16 protein-coding genes and 1 riboswitch are annotated in these 14104 nt (G+C 71.1%); of the genes, 5 read left to right on the top strand and 11 right to left on the bottom strand.

Annotated elements, in window-relative coordinates:
• Window positions 1–6 precede the first annotated feature (6 nt).
• The 8 genes from QIS99_RS04385 to QIS99_RS04350 form a co-directional block, all read right to left on the bottom strand.
• A complete protein-coding gene (locus QIS99_RS04385; RefSeq protein WP_282510535.1) occupies window positions 7–153 on the bottom strand; it encodes a hypothetical protein in 147 nt (48 codons plus the stop codon).
• Window positions 150–1274: a radical SAM protein gene (locus QIS99_RS04380; protein ID WP_282510534.1), complete on the bottom strand. Its 1125-nt coding sequence runs from the start codon at window positions 1272–1274 to the stop codon at window positions 150–152. Before QIS99_RS04380 ends, QIS99_RS04385 begins: the two co-directional genes overlap by 4 nt.
• A 235-nt stretch (window positions 1275–1509) precedes the next feature.
• On the bottom strand, window positions 1510–2025 hold the full coding sequence (locus tag QIS99_RS04375) for a hypothetical protein (protein WP_282510533.1): 516 nt from the start codon (window positions 2023–2025) through the stop codon (window positions 1510–1512).
• 102 nt (window positions 2026–2127) lie between these two features.
• Window positions 2128–2982, bottom strand: a complete 855-nt coding sequence (locus QIS99_RS04370) for a helix-turn-helix domain-containing protein (RefSeq protein ID WP_282510532.1) — start codon at window positions 2980–2982, stop codon at window positions 2128–2130.
• Between the two features lie 26 nt (window positions 2983–3008).
• A complete protein-coding gene (locus tag QIS99_RS04365) occupies window positions 3009–3470 on the bottom strand; it encodes a DUF6879 family protein (RefSeq protein ID WP_282510792.1) in 462 nt (153 codons plus the stop codon).
• Window positions 3471–3510: 40 nt separating this feature from the next.
• The gene (locus QIS99_RS04360) at window positions 3511–3744 is read right to left on the bottom strand and encodes a hypothetical protein (protein ID WP_282510531.1); all 234 of its coding nucleotides are present in this window, start codon (window positions 3742–3744) and stop codon (window positions 3511–3513) included.
• 213 nt (window positions 3745–3957) lie between these two features.
• A complete protein-coding gene (locus QIS99_RS04355) occupies window positions 3958–4362 on the bottom strand; it encodes a hypothetical protein (protein ID WP_282510529.1) in 405 nt (134 codons plus the stop codon).
• Between the two features lie 438 nt (window positions 4363–4800).
• Entirely contained in the window at window positions 4801–5445 is a 645-nt protein-coding gene (locus QIS99_RS04350) for a TetR/AcrR family transcriptional regulator (protein ID WP_282510527.1), read from the bottom strand.
• 135 nt (window positions 5446–5580) lie between these two features.
• Between QIS99_RS04350 and QIS99_RS04345 the strand changes: the two genes are divergently transcribed.
• The 4 genes from QIS99_RS04345 to QIS99_RS04330 all read left to right on the top strand — a co-directional run bounded on the left by QIS99_RS04345 (window position 5581) and on the right by QIS99_RS04330 (window position 10747).
• Entirely contained in the window at window positions 5581–6402 is an 822-nt protein-coding gene (locus tag QIS99_RS04345) for a class II aldolase/adducin family protein (protein ID WP_408909475.1), read from the top strand.
• Between the two features lie 72 nt (window positions 6403–6474).
• A complete protein-coding gene (locus tag QIS99_RS04340; protein WP_282510525.1) occupies window positions 6475–7749 on the top strand; it encodes an MFS transporter in 1275 nt (424 codons plus the stop codon).
• A complete protein-coding gene (locus tag QIS99_RS04335) occupies window positions 7746–9026 on the top strand; it encodes an amidohydrolase (protein ID WP_282510523.1) in 1281 nt (426 codons plus the stop codon). The genes QIS99_RS04340 and QIS99_RS04335 overlap by 4 nt, the downstream gene beginning before the upstream one ends.
• A gap of 71 nt (window positions 9027–9097) precedes the next feature.
• Entirely contained in the window at window positions 9098–10747 is a 1650-nt protein-coding gene (locus QIS99_RS04330) for an amidohydrolase (protein WP_282510521.1), read from the top strand.
• Window positions 10748–10943: 196 nt separating this feature from the next.
• On the opposite strand, the gene QIS99_RS04325 is transcribed toward QIS99_RS04330, so the two are convergent.
• Window positions 10944–11849, bottom strand: coding sequence for a M23 family metallopeptidase (locus tag QIS99_RS04325; RefSeq protein WP_282510518.1), 906 nt, complete (start codon window positions 11847–11849; stop codon window positions 10944–10946).
• A 4-nt stretch (window positions 11850–11853) separates the two neighbouring features.
• A riboswitch (cyclic di-AMP (ydaO/yuaA leader) is annotated at window positions 11854–12012 on the bottom strand.
• A gap of 401 nt (window positions 12013–12413) precedes the next feature.
• Here QIS99_RS04325 and QIS99_RS04320 point away from each other — a divergent pair.
• Window positions 12414–13211, top strand: a complete 798-nt coding sequence (locus tag QIS99_RS04320; protein WP_282510516.1) for a tyrosine-protein phosphatase — start codon at window positions 12414–12416, stop codon at window positions 13209–13211.
• A 52-nt stretch (window positions 13212–13263) separates the two neighbouring features.
• On the opposite strand, the gene QIS99_RS04315 is transcribed toward QIS99_RS04320, so the two are convergent.
• Entirely contained in the window at window positions 13264–13380 is a 117-nt protein-coding gene (locus tag QIS99_RS04315; RefSeq protein WP_282510790.1) for a DUF6126 family protein, read from the bottom strand.
• 62 nt (window positions 13381–13442) lie between these two features.
• The gene (locus QIS99_RS04310; protein ID WP_282510514.1) at window positions 13443–14060 is read right to left on the bottom strand and encodes a helix-turn-helix domain-containing protein; all 618 of its coding nucleotides are present in this window, start codon (window positions 14058–14060) and stop codon (window positions 13443–13445) included.
• Window positions 14061–14104: the final 44 nt, after the last annotated feature.

Below are 14104 nucleotides of genomic sequence, written 5' to 3'. Positions count from 1 at the left end.
TGCTGCTTACCGGTAGGGGTTGTCGTCGCCGCATCCAGGAACGGCCCCGTCGGTCAGTGCCTCCAGGTCCTCGACGAGGACGGGGGCAGTGATCTCCTTGGGTTCGACGGGCGCGACGGATCGGGGGGTGATCTCTACGGCCACGGCAGTCATGCGGGCACTCCCTTTCGTTGTCCGTGCTGGCAGTAGGTTTCCAGTGGTGCCTTCGCCTCCTGGGAAGCCTTGGCAAGCGGGCGGCAGACTCGGCAGGTGCCGGAGAGTTTGCAGCCCGCACAGCCTCCGGTGCGAAGCATCTGAGCATCGGCGATTCGAGGCAGGCGAGTGAGCCCGTCGAGGCCGGTGTCCAGAAGACTGATGGGGTTCTCCCGGCCGACCTTGCACATCGTGGCCTGGCCGAACGGGTCGACGTGGAAGAACGTGTGACCGGCCGGGCAGCCGGCGAACGCGCTCTGTCGGTCGTGGAATCCGGGCGCCTGGGCCGCGAGCGGGTGGGGCTGCCCGTCGTAGGTCGGGGAAATCGTCGCGTACTCGGTCACCGTGTCGGCCAAGTCGCGGGCAAGGGCGCGCATGGCATCGACCTCGTGGGCGTTGTGGCGGGTGATGATGATCGCGATCTCGGTGTTCAGCCCCGCCGCCTGGATCGCGGTCAGCCCCTTCAGGAGGCGCGTGAACGCTCCGGGCGTACGGGTCAGGGCTTCGGCGGACGCATCGCTCGCCCCGTACAACGAGACGGTGGTCTTGTGGGGGCGCAGGCGGGTCAGCAGGTCCAGGAGCGGACGGTGGGCCAGGCGGGAGCCGTTGGTGAGGATCTCCAGCAACATGCCCTGCCGGTAGGCGTATTCGTACGCGGCGGGAAAGTCCTTGTCGATGGTCGGCTCGCCGCCGGTGAACTGGAGCCACAGCACCCCGGCGTCCCAGAGCATGTCGATCAGGCGGAACTTGTCCTGGAGGGTCATGCCCTCAAAGGTGCGCTGGGCCAGGTAGCAGTGCTCGCAGTTGAAGTTGCAGCCCTTGTTGACCTCCCAGGTGGCCCGCGAGTAGTTCCACGCGGTACGCGGCCGCACCAGCACCGTAGGGTTCATCGGCTGACCGGCCAGGTCCAGGCCCCACGCGTCGGCAGCCATCCGGGCCAACCAGGCGGGCACCGGTTCGTCTGATGCGGCCGCGTCGAGGAGCTGGTTGTAGTGGGGTTCGGGGAGCCGGGCACCGTTGCGGTATCCGGGCAGCGCGAGCAGGTAGGTGTTCTGCTGGGGACTGGCGACGAGCTGGTGCACGTGAGTCCTCTCGCTGGGCCCGCGCCCTTACCGACCGGGGATTCAGAGCGGGAAGGGGCGGAGTTGAGGGCCCCGGCCCCCGTCGGCGTGCGTCGGCGTGCGCGCGCCGTCGAGGCGGGGAGGCTTCAGGGGCGTACGACGACCTGGTAGAGCAGGGCGCTGAACGTGATGATCACCGCGATGGCGATCACGGCGGTGGCGAGTGCTTCGCCGAGGTTGTGGCAGCGGTGGCGGCTCACGGCTGCTTCCCGCAGTAGCAGAGCGCGCCGGGCGGCTCGATGGCGATGCTGCGGCCGCAGTGCGTGCAGCGCACGGCCGGGTAGTCATTCACCGGCCACCCCCGCGCCCGCGGAGTCCTGGGCAGACGCAGCGCGCGTACTCCGGGTCCTGGCAATGTGCACACGCCTGCATGGGTCGGCGAGACGCAGGTATTCCTGGCGAGGCGCCCCAAGTCCATGCGGTGAGCGGCCCACGTGCTCCTGGTGGCGTCCTGGGACGGCCATGCCTGGACGTCGAGGAGGCGACGAGCGTCCCGGCGCAGGGTGGCATCGTCGGTGGCGATGGACTCGTGGAGCGCGTTGGGGTAGTCGCGCAGCCGGCGGCATTCCACGCCCAGCGTTTCGTGCGACGCGGGCGCGGGAGGCAACAGGGACAGCTCTTTGACCACGCGGTTCATCTCGTCGAGGTCGGCGTTTCCGGGCGCTCTCGTGTGGTCGGCTTGCGCCGCCTTGTACCGAGACGGACTGTGCATGCGGATCACCTCTGGGCTGCGAAACGGCTGTTCATCTGCGTTTCGTTGAGGATCGGCTCCGTTGAACCCGCGGCTCAATGAACTTCTATGGACTTGCGCGGCTCATCCGAGGGCGTCGATCGCCTTGGTGATCAACTTGCGCGCGGCGGCGCCGTAGACCGCGATGTTGGACAGCTCGGAGAAGGTCCTGAGGTAGTCGCCGATCTCCCCCGGCTGCGTGACCGTGAGGTTGGCCGACACAAGTTCCACGCACGTCTGGGCGTTGTCGTACACGGTGAAGGATTCCGTGGGCCAGGCGTCGCCTCGCGGTACGCCCATGGGGATGATGCCCAGGCTCACCGATGGGAGCGCGGTCGAGGCGATCAGGTGGCCGAGCTGCGTGGCCATGACGTCCGCATCCCCGATGACCGTGCGCAGCACCCACTCCTCCAGGAGCATGGCGAACTGCTTCGGCCGTGTGTGCAGAACCTGTTGGCGATCGACTCGGACCTGCAGGGCGTCATCGACGTCGTCAGGCGCGCCTCGCAGGGAGACGGCGGTGTTCAGCACAGCTCGCGTGTACTCGGGGGTCTGCAACAGGCCGGGAACGACCCAGGACTGGTAGAAGAGGAAGCGGTTGGTGCGCTCGAACAGTGGCAGCACCGACTCCTGCACCCGCTTGAGTCCTGACCGCTCCAGGCGGCGCCACTCGATGTACATGCCTTCGATGCCACGTGCGGTGGCTATCAGGTCCTGCTCTTGCTCCCATGCGTGGCACAGGCGGGTGTACGTGCGGATGTCGTCGTCGGACGGCGGTGTCTTGCCGTTCTCCAGGCGGGACGCCTTCGACTCGTGCCAGCCGGCCGCCGTCGCCAGTGCGCGTGCGGTCAGGCCACGGTCCTTGCGGATCTCCCGTAGGCGCTGCCCGAGAGCCTTCTGGGCCTGCTGGACGCTGGAGACTGGCGACGACGGCGACACGTAGTTCTGCCTGTTTCACTGGTAGTTCAGGACAGGTGGTAGTCCTGGTGCGGGACGGCGATGTCCCAGACGGCCTCGAAGGCCGTCGAGCACATCTGCACCACCGTGGCGTCGGTGGTGCGTTCCTCATCATCGTGCGGGGCGAGTTCACCGTCACCGGCGAAGTGGAGAAACACGGTGAGGCTGTCGTCGAACAGCCAGAAGTCGTTGCCGGGCAGGGCCAGTTGGGAAGCTTGGCGGCGTGGCAGCCACCGGATCTGCTCACCGGCTTTGACGTTGGCGTCGCTCAGGTGGTGTTCGAACCTGATGTAGTCGGACTCGGGCACCGAGACGACACGGGCGCGCCGTACCTCCACCCCGCGTGCGGTCGTTTCCTGCATCAGCTGAAGCCACGGCCGCTGCCCAGGATCAGTGTCGGCCGACCTGTCACGTTCCCCCCTGCGCCATGCCTGGTACGCAGGGTCGGAGGCCATGTAGCTGTCGCGCATCTCCAGGTGGACCGCGCTGCGGCGTGCCTGACGGAACAGGTCAGTGAACGTCGGGCTCTGTGCTGTCACCGTTCACCTCCGGGAAGAACTGCGCCATGTACTTGGGGATCTCGACCACGGTCTCGTAGTCGGGCAGGTCCATCTGCGAGAGCCGCTCCTCGTCCAGGACCTTCAGCCCCTGGACCAGATAGCGGTCTCTGACGTCGTCGTAGTAGATCGTCGCGGACTTGCCGTCAGGCGAGTTGGGGTCCTTGCCGAGCATGCGCAGGGTCATCCTGGCCTCCGTTGGTGAGACTCACGATCTCTTTGCATCAGCTTGCAGTCGCATCCCCGCGCGGCGCAGCGAACTTCTACGAACTTGCACGGCTTCATGGGTCTCGGCTTCGACCGCGCCCACCTCGTCCTCGCACTTATGGCGGTTCACCGAGTCCTGCCCGCTGACGGCAGCACTGACCGGCCCTTGAACACGCGCCGGTCAGTGCTGCCGTCAGGCCCCGGCCGGGGTGAGGGTGACCAGCTCGTTGGAGAACGGCAGGAATGTCATCCCAGTCGGGCGCCACTGCATGGAGTTCACGAGCTGCGCTTCGCCGGTGTAGTTGCGGTACAGGTGGCGGGTGTGGATCACGCGGGTCTGGCGGGGTTCGATCCACGTCGAGGAGTCGATCGTGAAGGATTCCTTGGCCGTGTACTCGCGTGCGGCCGTCGTGGAGACGCATTCGTTGACCGGGCCCCAGCCGGGTTCGGGGTCGTTGTCGTACCAGACCTTCGCGTTGGACCCTCCGTGGCCGAGGACCGGCATGCGTACGTAGGTGCGGAACATCATGATGATGTGCGCCCACATGCGTACGCCGGTGCGGTTGGTGATCGACAGGTCGTCGTAGACCGCTTCCATCAGCTGGCCTTGGGATCCAGCCGGTCGTGGGCGAAGTCTGGTAGCCGTCGCACGAGATGACGTACGACTCCTGGGGTGGACCCACAGGCCCTGCTCGGTGTCGAGCATGAGGCCGTTGTCGTCGGTGATGTCGGAGGGGTAGGGCCAGGCCAGGGGGCGCGGGGGTTCGGATCTGGAGATCGCCGCAGGCGTCCACGCCGAAGGGCCGGGCCGGTGCAGCTCGAGGTGACCATCAGGGTTGTCCGTTCAGATGCTCATGCCCCCAACCCCCGCATCCGTTCGCGGACTCCGGCGCAGTACGCTCCGCCAGGGTCAGCTCGGTGGTCCCGTGTGTGCCGATCTGCGCCAGGGCCACCGGGTCGTCGAAGCGGCTGTCCACCAGCGGAGGGGCGACCTCACAGGCCCGAGCCCCGCGAGTCGATCAAGCCGGAAACGCAGTCACTCCGCGCGCCGCCGGCCACGCGCCCGAGGCCGCTCCGACACCGCGTCCATCAGCAACGGCAGGAACGTCACCGCAAGTTCCTCCGGCGCCAGTTCGTCCGGCTCGACCAGGCTCTGGGCCAGCGAGCCCTCGTGGACGGCTGCCGTGAGGCGGGCCAGGGTGTTCAGGTCCACGGTCGGGCGCCGGCCGAGGCGGTCGAAGAGGCGGCCGAGGAGGGCGGCGATCTCCTCGCGGAGGCGCCGGTCGTGCTCGGCGAGTGTGCGGGCCGCGTCCGGGTGCCGGATGGCGTGCAGGGTGAACTCGGTGGAGAGCAGGTACCAGCGGCGCTCGGTCTCGTCGAGGGCGCTCATCCGCGTGAGCACCGTACGGACGGGGTCCTCCGTGTCCGGCAGCTCCGCCAGCTCGTCGACCGCGCGGGTCAGGCGGTCGACGACGCGCTGTGCGTGCAGGTCGAACAGGGCGAAGAACAGGGCTTCCTTGGTGCGGAAGTTGGAGTAGAACGCGCCGCGCGTGTACCCGGCGCGCTCGCAGATCTCCCCGATCGACGTGCCGTAGAACCCGCGCTCGGCGAACGTCTCGAACGCCGCCTCCAGCAGGCGCGCGGTGGTCTGCGGACGCCTCTTCGTGGGCCCCTTCGGCAACGTGACCCTCCCTGGGCATTGACACGTCTGCGTGACGCCGCCGACGATACAGCACCGTATTCGATACAAGTGTGTATCCGATACGAGTACGTATCCGGCTGTGCTGCGCATCCGTGCGCCCGAGGAGGCCCGTCCATGGACACATCCACCGCCCCCGCACCCACGCCCGACCCCCACCTCGGGCTCGGCCCCGTGCCGCCCGGGTTCCGGGCGATGCTGCCACCCGAGTTCGAATCCGTGGCCGAGGAGCGGCTGCATCGCAAGCAGGAACTCGCCGCCGCCTTCCGGCTGTTCGGGAAGTTCGGCTTCTCCGAGGGCGTCGCCGGGCACCTCACGGCGCGGGACCCGGAGAACCCCCAGTGGTTCTGGGTCAACCCCTTCGGGATGAGCTTCAGCCAGATCAGGGTCTCCGACCTGGTGCTCGTCGACCACGACGGCAACGTCGTCGAGGGCGACCGCCCGGTGAACCGGGCCGCGTTCTGCATCCACTCCGAGGTGCACAAGGCCCGCCCCGACGCCGTCGCCGCCGCGCACGCGCACTCGTTGCACGGCAAGGCCTTCGCCTCGCTGCGCCGCCCGCTCGACCCGCTCACCCAGGACGCCTGCGCGTTCTTCGAGGACCAGGGGCTCTACGACGACTTCCGCGGCGTGGTCAACGACACCGAGGAGGGCCGCAGGATCGGCGCCGCGCTCGGCCCGCACAAGGCCGTGATCCTCGCCAACCACGGGCTCTTGACGGTGGGTCGGAGTGTGGCCGAGGCGGCCTGGTGGTTCATCACGATGGAGCGCTCCTGCCAGGCGCAGCTGCTCGCGATGGCCGCCGGCGACCCCCATCCGATCGACCGCGAGACCGCGCTGGAGGTGCGCGAGCAGATCGGTACGCCGCTGTCCGGCTGGTTCCAACTGCGGCCGCTGTGGGACCAGATCACCGCCGAGCAGCCCGACCTCTTCGACTGAACCCGGCCCCCACCCGGCCCCCACCCGGCCCCCAGGTGTTCCCGCCCCGCAGCCGTACCAGAGAGGCCCGCCGTGCCGTTCCTCCGTGCTCCCGCTGCAGTCCGCAAGTCCCGGCCGAAGATGAGCCCGCCGGTCAGAACCACCGTGGGGCTGCTCTTCGCGGCCTGGTTCATCGACTACGTCGACCGGCTCGCCATCACGGCCGTACTGCCCACGATCGGCGCAGAGTTCGACATCGGACTCGGCCAACAGGGCCTGCTCGTCTCCGTGTTCTTCGTCGCCTACGCGCTGTGCCAGATACCGGGCGGCATGCTCGCCGACCGGTTCGGCGCCGGGCGGGTCACCTGCTGGGCGCTGCTCGCCTGGTCCGTTTTCACCGCCGCCACCGCTCTGGCCTGGTCGTTCGCCGTGCTGCTGGTGGTCCGGTCCGCGTTCGGGGCGGCCGAGGGGATCTTCCCGTCCGCGTCCACGAAGGCGCTGGTGGAGCGGACCTCGCCGGCGGAACGGATGGGCGCCCAGGGCCTGGTCATGAGCTCCAACGCCCTGGCCGCCGTGGCCGCGCCGCTCGTCGTCCCGGTGCTCGCGGCCGCCATCGGCTGGCGCGCCACATTCTGGGTCACCGCCGCGGCCGGGCTCCTGGTGTACGGGGCGGTCCGGCGGTGGCTGCCCGCACCGCAGCACCGGGCCGCGGAGAGCGGCGGAGCCTCGGCGCGCGTGCGGGACGTACTGCGCATGGGCGTGCTCTGGCGCTTCGCCGGGATGCTGTTCGGGTACGCGACCCTCACCTGGGGCCTGAGCACCTGGATCCCGTCGTACCTCTTCGCGGAGCGCGGGGTGTCCCTGACCACCGCCGGGGTCCTGATGGCGGTGCCCTCGCTCGGCGCCGCGGTGGCCACCCTGGCCGGCGGGCGGCTGGCCGACCGGTTCGAGGGGCGGCACCGCAAGGTGATCGTGCCCGCCATGGCGGTGGCCGCCCCGGCGCTGTGCCTGATGGCGCTGTCGCCGAGCCTGGCCGGTGCCGTGGTGTGCGGCACGGTCGCCGTCTTCGCCGCCTCGCTCTGCTACATGCCGATCTTCGCGGTGCCGCTGCGCAGCCTGCCGCCTGAGCAGGTCGGCGTCGGCAGTGCGGTGGTCGTACTCGGCGGGCAAGTGGCAGGCATGACCGCGCCCGCGCTGATCGGAGTCATCGCCGACGCCTCCTCGTTCGAGCTCGCGTTCTGTGTGCTGGCCCTCGGTCCCCTGCTGACGCTCGCCCTCTCCCTCGTGACCCCGCAGGACACCGACTCCTTCCTCGCGGCCCTCCGTAGCCGCCCGCCGCGCTCCCGTACCGAAGGGACCCCCGCATGACCTCCTCGCCCCTGCTCGCCGGCCTCGACCGGCGGCTCCCTTCCCTCCAGGCCCTCTACCGCGATCTGCACGCCCACCCCGAGCTCTCGCACCAGGAGGTGCGGACGGCGGGGATCGTCGCCGAGCGGCTGCGCGGGCAGGGCTGGTCGGTCACCGAGGGCGTCGGCGGCACCGGGGTCGTCGGCACCCTCGCGAACGGGCCAGGACCGGTGGTGCTGCTGCGTGCGGACATGGACGCGCTGCCGGTACGGGAGGGCACAGGGCTGCCGTACGCCTCGACCCGTACCGCCGTGGACGCCGACGGCCAGGAGGTCCCGGTGATGCACGCCTGCGGCCACGACATGCACGTCACCTGCCTGCTCGGCGCGACCGCGCTGCTCGCGCAGCACCGGGGGGCCTGGCGCGGCACGGTCGTCGCGGTGTTCCAGCCCGCCGAGGAGGTCGGCGGCGCCCCGGCGATGATCGACGACGGGTTCCTCGACCGCTTCCCGCGCGCCGACGTATGCCTCGCCCAGCATGTGGCCCCCGCCCCGGCCGGGCTCGTCGCGCTGCGCCCCGGCACGATGACGGCCGCCTCGGACGCCCTGGCCGTACGGCTGCACGGCAGGGGCGGGCACGGGTCGGCGCCGGCGGCGACGGTGGATCCGGTGGTGATGGCGGCGGCGGTCGTGCTGCGGCTGCAGACCGTGGTGTCGCGCGAGGTGGACCCCGACCGCACGGCCGTGCTCAGCGTCGGCTCGGTCAACGCCGGGACCAGGGACAACATCATCCCGGACACGGCCGACCTGAGGCTGACGCTGCGCAGCACCACACCTGTCGTACGGGCGCAGCTGCTCGCGGCCGTCGAGCGGATCGTGCAGGCCGAGGCGGCCGCGTCGGCGGCGCCGAAGCCACCCGAGACGACGGTGCTCAGCAGCTTCCCGATGACCGTCAACGACCCTGCCGCCACCGATGCCGTGCACCGCTCCCTGCGTGCCGCGCCCGGCGCCGGACAGGTGCTGACGCTGCCTCGACCCACCACCGGCAGCGAGGACTTCGGGCATTTCGGCAGCGCCCTGGAGGCACCGTGCGTGTACTGGGTGTTCGGCGGCCTCGACCCGGCCGCGTTGGCCGGGCTCGGCACGGCCGACCTGCTTGCGGACGGGCTGCCGCCGCACATCCCGCGCAATCACTCGCCGCTCTTCGCCCCGGCACCGGACCCGGCGGTGGGCCTCGGTGTGCGGTATCTGCTGCTCGCGGCGGCGCCGTGGCTGGTCCCCGCGGCGAACCGTTCCTGAGCGCCCTGCACCGTGCCCTCGGCGCTTGAGCGTCCGACTCAAGCCACGACCGTCCTCCAGGGAGACCTCCCGTGCCCGACACCACTGCTCAGCTCATCCTCACCGGCGGCCCCGTGCTCACCATGGACCCCGCGGCCCCGCACGCCGAAGCCCTCGCCGTCCGCGACGGCACCATCACCGCCGTGGGCGCCGCATCCGACGTACGCGAACTGCGCGGCCCCCGCACCGAGGTCGTGGACCTGCGCGGACAGGCGCTGCTGCCGGGGTTCGTCGAGGCGCACGGGCACCCCACGATCATGGGGCTCGCCATCGCCCCGCCCGCCCTGGACGTCCGGCCGTTCACCGTGCCGACCGGGCGGGCCGTCCTGGAGAAGGTGCGCGCGGCCGTCGCCGGGGCTCCCGGCGAGGCCGTCGCCGCGTACGGGATCGATCTGCTCCTGCAACGCGATCTCCCGTTCCCCACACGGGAGTTGCTCGACTCGCTCAGCCCGCACGCACCCCTCGTGCTGATCACCAACAGCGGGCACGCGGCCTACGCGAACACCGCCGCCGTACGCGCCGCCGGGCTCACCGCCACGACGCCGGACCCGGCCGGCGCCCGCTTCGTCCGCGACGCGCACGGCGAACCCACCGGCGAGGCGCACGAGAGTGCCGCCGTCATCGCCCTGATGAACACCGTGGCGGGCGACCGGCTGGACGGGGCGAACGTCGCCCGCTCCCTGCGCTGGTCCTTCGAGCAGCACGCACGCGTGGGCATCACCACCGTCACGGAGATGGCCGCCGAGCCCCGGCTGCTGCCCGCGCTGCGCGCCGCCGCCGAGGACCCGGAGGCCGCGGTGCGGGTGCGCGCGTACATGATGGGCACCCCGGAGGCGGCCGCCGACCCGGCGCACCGCTTCGCCGGGCACGCCCCCGCGCGGGCGGGCTTCGGCATCTCCGGCGTGAAGCTGTGGGCCGACGGGACGCCGTGGCAGGGCAGCATCGCGACCAGCTTCCCGCTCAAGGACAGCGCGGCCGCCCGCCGGCTCGGCCTCACCGGCTGCACGCACGGCACGATGAACTACGGGCCCGGCCAACTCGCGGAGCTGGCCGCCGCGTTCACCGCCCAGGGCTTCCCGCTCGCCTGCCATGTGCACGGCGACATCACGGCGGAGGCGGTGCTCTCCGCGTACGAGAAGGCCGCCGGGCCGGACCGGCTGCGCGCCCTGCGACCGCGCCTGGAGCACTGCGGCGCGCTCACGCCGGACCAGTTCCGGCGGGCGGCCCGGCTCGGGGCGACGGTGAGCCTGTTCATGGACCACGTGCGCTGGTGGGGCGACGTGCTCGCGGACGACCTGTACGGACCTCAGGCCGCCGCGCGCTGGATGGCCGCGCGGTCCGCCGTGGACGCGGGTCACCGGATCTCGCTGCACAACGACGGCGTCTGCTCCCCCACCGACCCGCTGTCCGGCGTCGCCACCGCCCTCACCCGCCGCAGCCACCCCGGCGGCCGGGTCCACGGCGCCGAGGAGCGCCTCACCCTCGACGAGGCGCTGCGCGCCGTGACCGTCAACCCGGCCTGGCAGCTGCACCTGGAGCACGAGACCGGCATGCTGCGCCCCGGTATGCGCGCCGACCTCACCGTGCTCAACCGCGACCCGCACACCGTGCCCGCCGAGGCCCTGCACGACGAGGTCCACGTCACCGCGACGTACCTCGGCGGCCGCCCGACCTGGCCCTGACCCCCAGCCCCGGCCCCAGCCCCAGGCCCCGCACCGCGCCGCGCCGCACCGCGCCGCACCGCACCCGCCCGGAAACGGAACAACCCGCCCTGCACCGGGGCACGTTCGCCTCGTATCGGAACGAGATGGCGTACGTGAGCCGGGGAGGGGCGGGGTGTCCGGTCGGCGCCGTGCGCGGCGCCGTGCGGGTGCGGTGTCAGACGGTGACGCCGTGCGAGCGGAGGTAGGCCAGCGGGTCGACGTCGGAGCCGTAGTCCGGGCCGGTGCGGACCTCGAAGTGCAGGTGCGGGCCGGTGGAGTTGCCGGTGGAGCCGGACAGGCCGATCTGCTGGCCGCCGCTGACCGTCTGGCCGCTGGACACGTTCAGGGAGGTCATGTGGGCGTACTGGGAGTAGTGCCCGTCGGCGTGCCGGATGACGACCTCGTTGCCGTACGAGCCGCTCCAGCCGGCGGAGACGACGGTGCCGTCGCCGATCGCCTTGATGGGCGTGCCGGTCGGAACGACGAAGTCGGTGCCGGTGTGGTAGCCGCTGGCCCACATGCCGCCCGCGGTGCGGTAGGCGGTGGAGATGCTCGCCTCGACCGGGGCGGTGAAGCCTCCGGCGGCAGCCTCGGGCTGGGCCTGCGCGGTGTCGGACGCGGACTCGGCCTTCGCGGGCTTCGCGGGAGCCTCGGCCGCCTTGGGCGCCTTGGGCGCCGCCTTGGCCTCGGCCTTCGTGCCGTCGACCGTCAGCTTCTGGCCGGGCAGGATGAGCGACGGGTCGCCGCCGACGACCTTGCGGTTGTCCTCGTACAGCTGCTTCCAGCCGCCGTCCACGTCGAGCTGCGCGGCGATCCCGGAGAGCGTGTCGCCGGAGACGACGGAGTACGACTCGGGGGCGGCCTTCTCAGCGGCCTTCTTCGCGGCCTGCTTCTCGGCCGCCTTGACGGCGATGTGCGCGGCCTGCGGGGCGGCGGCGGGCGCGGCCGCCGGGGTGGCGGCGTTCGCTCCGGTCGCGCCGAGCAGCGGCAGCGCGAGCGCGGCCGAGCCGGTTCCCGCGACGGCGAAACCGCGGGTGAGACGCAGGGACTTGGGACGGCGGTGCTTACCCTTCGCGGGCATGGCGAATTCCTCTCCGGCGCCTGCGAGGTGAGCTGTCGGGTTCGGGCTGGAGATGCCCGGCCGCGTCGCCGCGACTTCACCCCAAGCCGCTCCGGTGGACCGGATCCGGCATTGAACCGTGGGTCCCCCGCTCCTGCCGTGCACGGGTGGGTGTGCGGAAATCCGAGCGGCGGCAGGATTGGGCGTCCACCCGGACGTCGGCGAACTTAATGGAGCGATGAGCGGGGCGACAAGCATTCAATTCCCGGGCCATTGTGGAACGGTGATCCTTTTTCGAATTCACGGTCACACTCCGTCGATACGCATGGCGCAAAGGCACTCGCCCGCAAGGAAATTGCCCGGCGGAGATCGCCACGCACGGTCACGAATATGATCCCGCTCACCACGGAATACCCCACCACCCTTTACTCCAGGGCCAGTTACCGCGAACACCCTTAAACGGACATTGAAGGCGAAGTGCCGAATGTGCCGTTATTACGCCACGGGCTGCGGTGGCCCGTGTCGTATCGTCGAACACGCGCCCCGCCGGCGAGCAGCGTCGGCGGCCGAATGGGAGGAGCCCCCGTGACGCAGCAGGTCCCGTCGACCGAGCCCGAACTCGCCGGAGTACGCAACTTCCGTGATCTGGGCGGGCTGCCGACCGCGGACGGACGGCGGGTGCGGGCGGGACGTCTCTTCCGCAGCGGTCACCTCGCGCACGCCACCGAGGCCGACGCGGGATTCCTCTCCTCCCTCGGCCTGCACACGATCTTCGACTTCCGCAATGCCGCGGACCAGAAGCTGGACGGCCACGACGTCGCCCTCCCCGGCGTACGCCATGTGAACCTGCCGCTGACCGACCCGGCCGACGGCGCCGAGTTCTGGAAGATGGTCCGCGAGGGCGACATAGCCGAGCTCCGCGCACTGCTCTCCGACGGCCTCGCGGCGAACCGGATGATCACCTCGTACCGCGCGATCATCAAGGACCGCACCGCCGAGCACAGCCGCGTGCTGCACGCGATGGCGGACGACAGCGTGCCCGCCCTGATGCACTGCGCCGCCGGCAAGGACCGCGCGGGCCTGTCCATCGCCGTCACCCTGCTCGCCGTCGGCGTGGAACGCGCGGCGATCGAGGAGGACTACCTCCAGTCGAACGCCGCCCACCGCCGCTACAAGGTGCACCGCAGCAGCACGTCCCCGGACGCGATGTCGCCCGAGGTGATGGAACTCCTCAGCCCGCTCTTCGACGCCCGCGCGGAGTACCTGGCGGCGGCGTTCACCACGATCGAGGAGACATGGGGCACGGTGGACCGCTACCTGGAGGAGGGCCTGAAGGTCACTCCGGCGGTACGGGAACGGCTGCGGGCCAACCTGCTGGACTGAGACGAGCCGTACGAGCCGTGCAAGCCGTGCGAGCCGTGCGAGCCGTGCAAGCTCACTGGCTCTGCCCGCCCAGCGTGAACAGCAGATACACGAAGGCCGAGAAGAGATGGCCGACGGCCACGTAGATGATCAGCCGGACCCACAGCCCGCGGGGGAACTTCTCCTCCATGGAGCTGCGGCCGGGCTTCTGCGGCTTGTCCTCGGTGGTTCCCTCGGTGGTTCCCTCGGTGGTCATCGCGGTTCTCCCTGAGTGGGCCCGCCCAGGCACAGCGCGGTGGCCGGGCTCTGCAGCAGCGTGTGGACAAAGAGCAGGTCGGCGCCGCCCTCGTCGGCGGCCCCGATCCGGTGCGGGGTGAGCGAGTCGAAGTGCGCGCTGTCGCCCGGGGCGAGGGTGTGCGCGGTGTCCCCGAGGTGCAGCCGCAGCCGCCCGTCGAGTACGTACAGCCACTCCTCGCCGGGGTGCACCCGCACGATGTCGCCCTGCGCGCCGCGCGGCACGTGCACGCGCAGCGCCTGCATGCCCCGGCCCGCGGCGCCCGCCTGCCAGTACGTCCAGCCGCCCGCCGCCGTCGGCTCCATGTCGGCGGAGCGCACCACCGCGTCCCGGTCGGCGGCCGTCTCGCCGAGCAGCTCCGAGACCGTCGTACCGTAGATACGCGCGAGCGAGAGCAGCACCGGCAGCGAGGGCTGGCGGTGACCGGTCTCCAGGCGGGAGAGGTGCGCGGGCGAGAGTCCGGCGGTGCGGGCCGCGGCCTCCAGGGTCAGCGCGGAGCGGCGGCGCAGTGCGCGCAGCTGCGGGGCGACGACGGCAGGCAGGTCCGGTGCCGCCTCCGGATCGGCGGGGCTCATACCGTCGATTCAGCCAGAGCCATGCCTGTGGGGCAAACTTTTTG

Source organism: Streptomyces solicavernae (assembly GCF_029968095.1).
Classification (GTDB): domain Bacteria; phylum Actinomycetota; class Actinomycetes; order Streptomycetales; family Streptomycetaceae; genus Streptomyces; species Streptomyces solicavernae.
This window is presented reverse-complemented; position numbering and strand designations above follow the sequence as displayed.

What these genes read in the sequence shown, in the direction of transcription:
- QIS99_RS04385 (WP_282510535.1), bottom strand. Translation starts at nt 153, where the DNA reads ATGACTGCCGTGGCCGTAGAGATCACCCCCCGATCCGTCGCGCCCGTC.
- QIS99_RS04375 (WP_282510533.1), bottom strand. Translation starts at nt 2,025, where the DNA reads ATGCACAGTCCGTCTCGGTACAAGGCGGCGCAAGCCGACCACACGAGA.
- QIS99_RS04365 (WP_282510792.1), bottom strand. Translation starts at nt 3,470, where the DNA reads ATGCGCGACAGCTACATGGCCTCCGACCCTGCGTACCAGGCATGGCGC.
- QIS99_RS04360 (WP_282510531.1), bottom strand. Translation starts at nt 3,744, where the DNA reads ATGACCCTGCGCATGCTCGGCAAGGACCCCAACTCGCCTGACGGCAAG.
- QIS99_RS04355 (WP_282510529.1), bottom strand. Translation starts at nt 4,362, where the DNA reads ATGGAAGCGGTCTACGACGACCTGTCGATCACCAACCGCACCGGCGTA.
- QIS99_RS04345 (WP_408909475.1), top strand. Translation starts at nt 5,581, where the DNA reads ATGGACACATCCACCGCCCCCGCACCCACGCCCGACCCCCACCTCGGG.
- QIS99_RS04335 (WP_282510523.1), top strand. Translation starts at nt 7,746, where the DNA reads ATGACCTCCTCGCCCCTGCTCGCCGGCCTCGACCGGCGGCTCCCTTCC.
- QIS99_RS04325 (WP_282510518.1), bottom strand. Translation starts at nt 11,849, where the DNA reads ATGCCCGCGAAGGGTAAGCACCGCCGTCCCAAGTCCCTGCGTCTCACC.
- QIS99_RS04315 (WP_282510790.1), bottom strand. Translation starts at nt 13,380, where the DNA reads ATGGAGGAGAAGTTCCCCCGCGGGCTGTGGGTCCGGCTGATCATCTAC.
- QIS99_RS04310 (WP_282510514.1), bottom strand. Translation starts at nt 14,060, where the DNA reads ATGAGCCCCGCCGATCCGGAGGCGGCACCGGACCTGCCTGCCGTCGTC.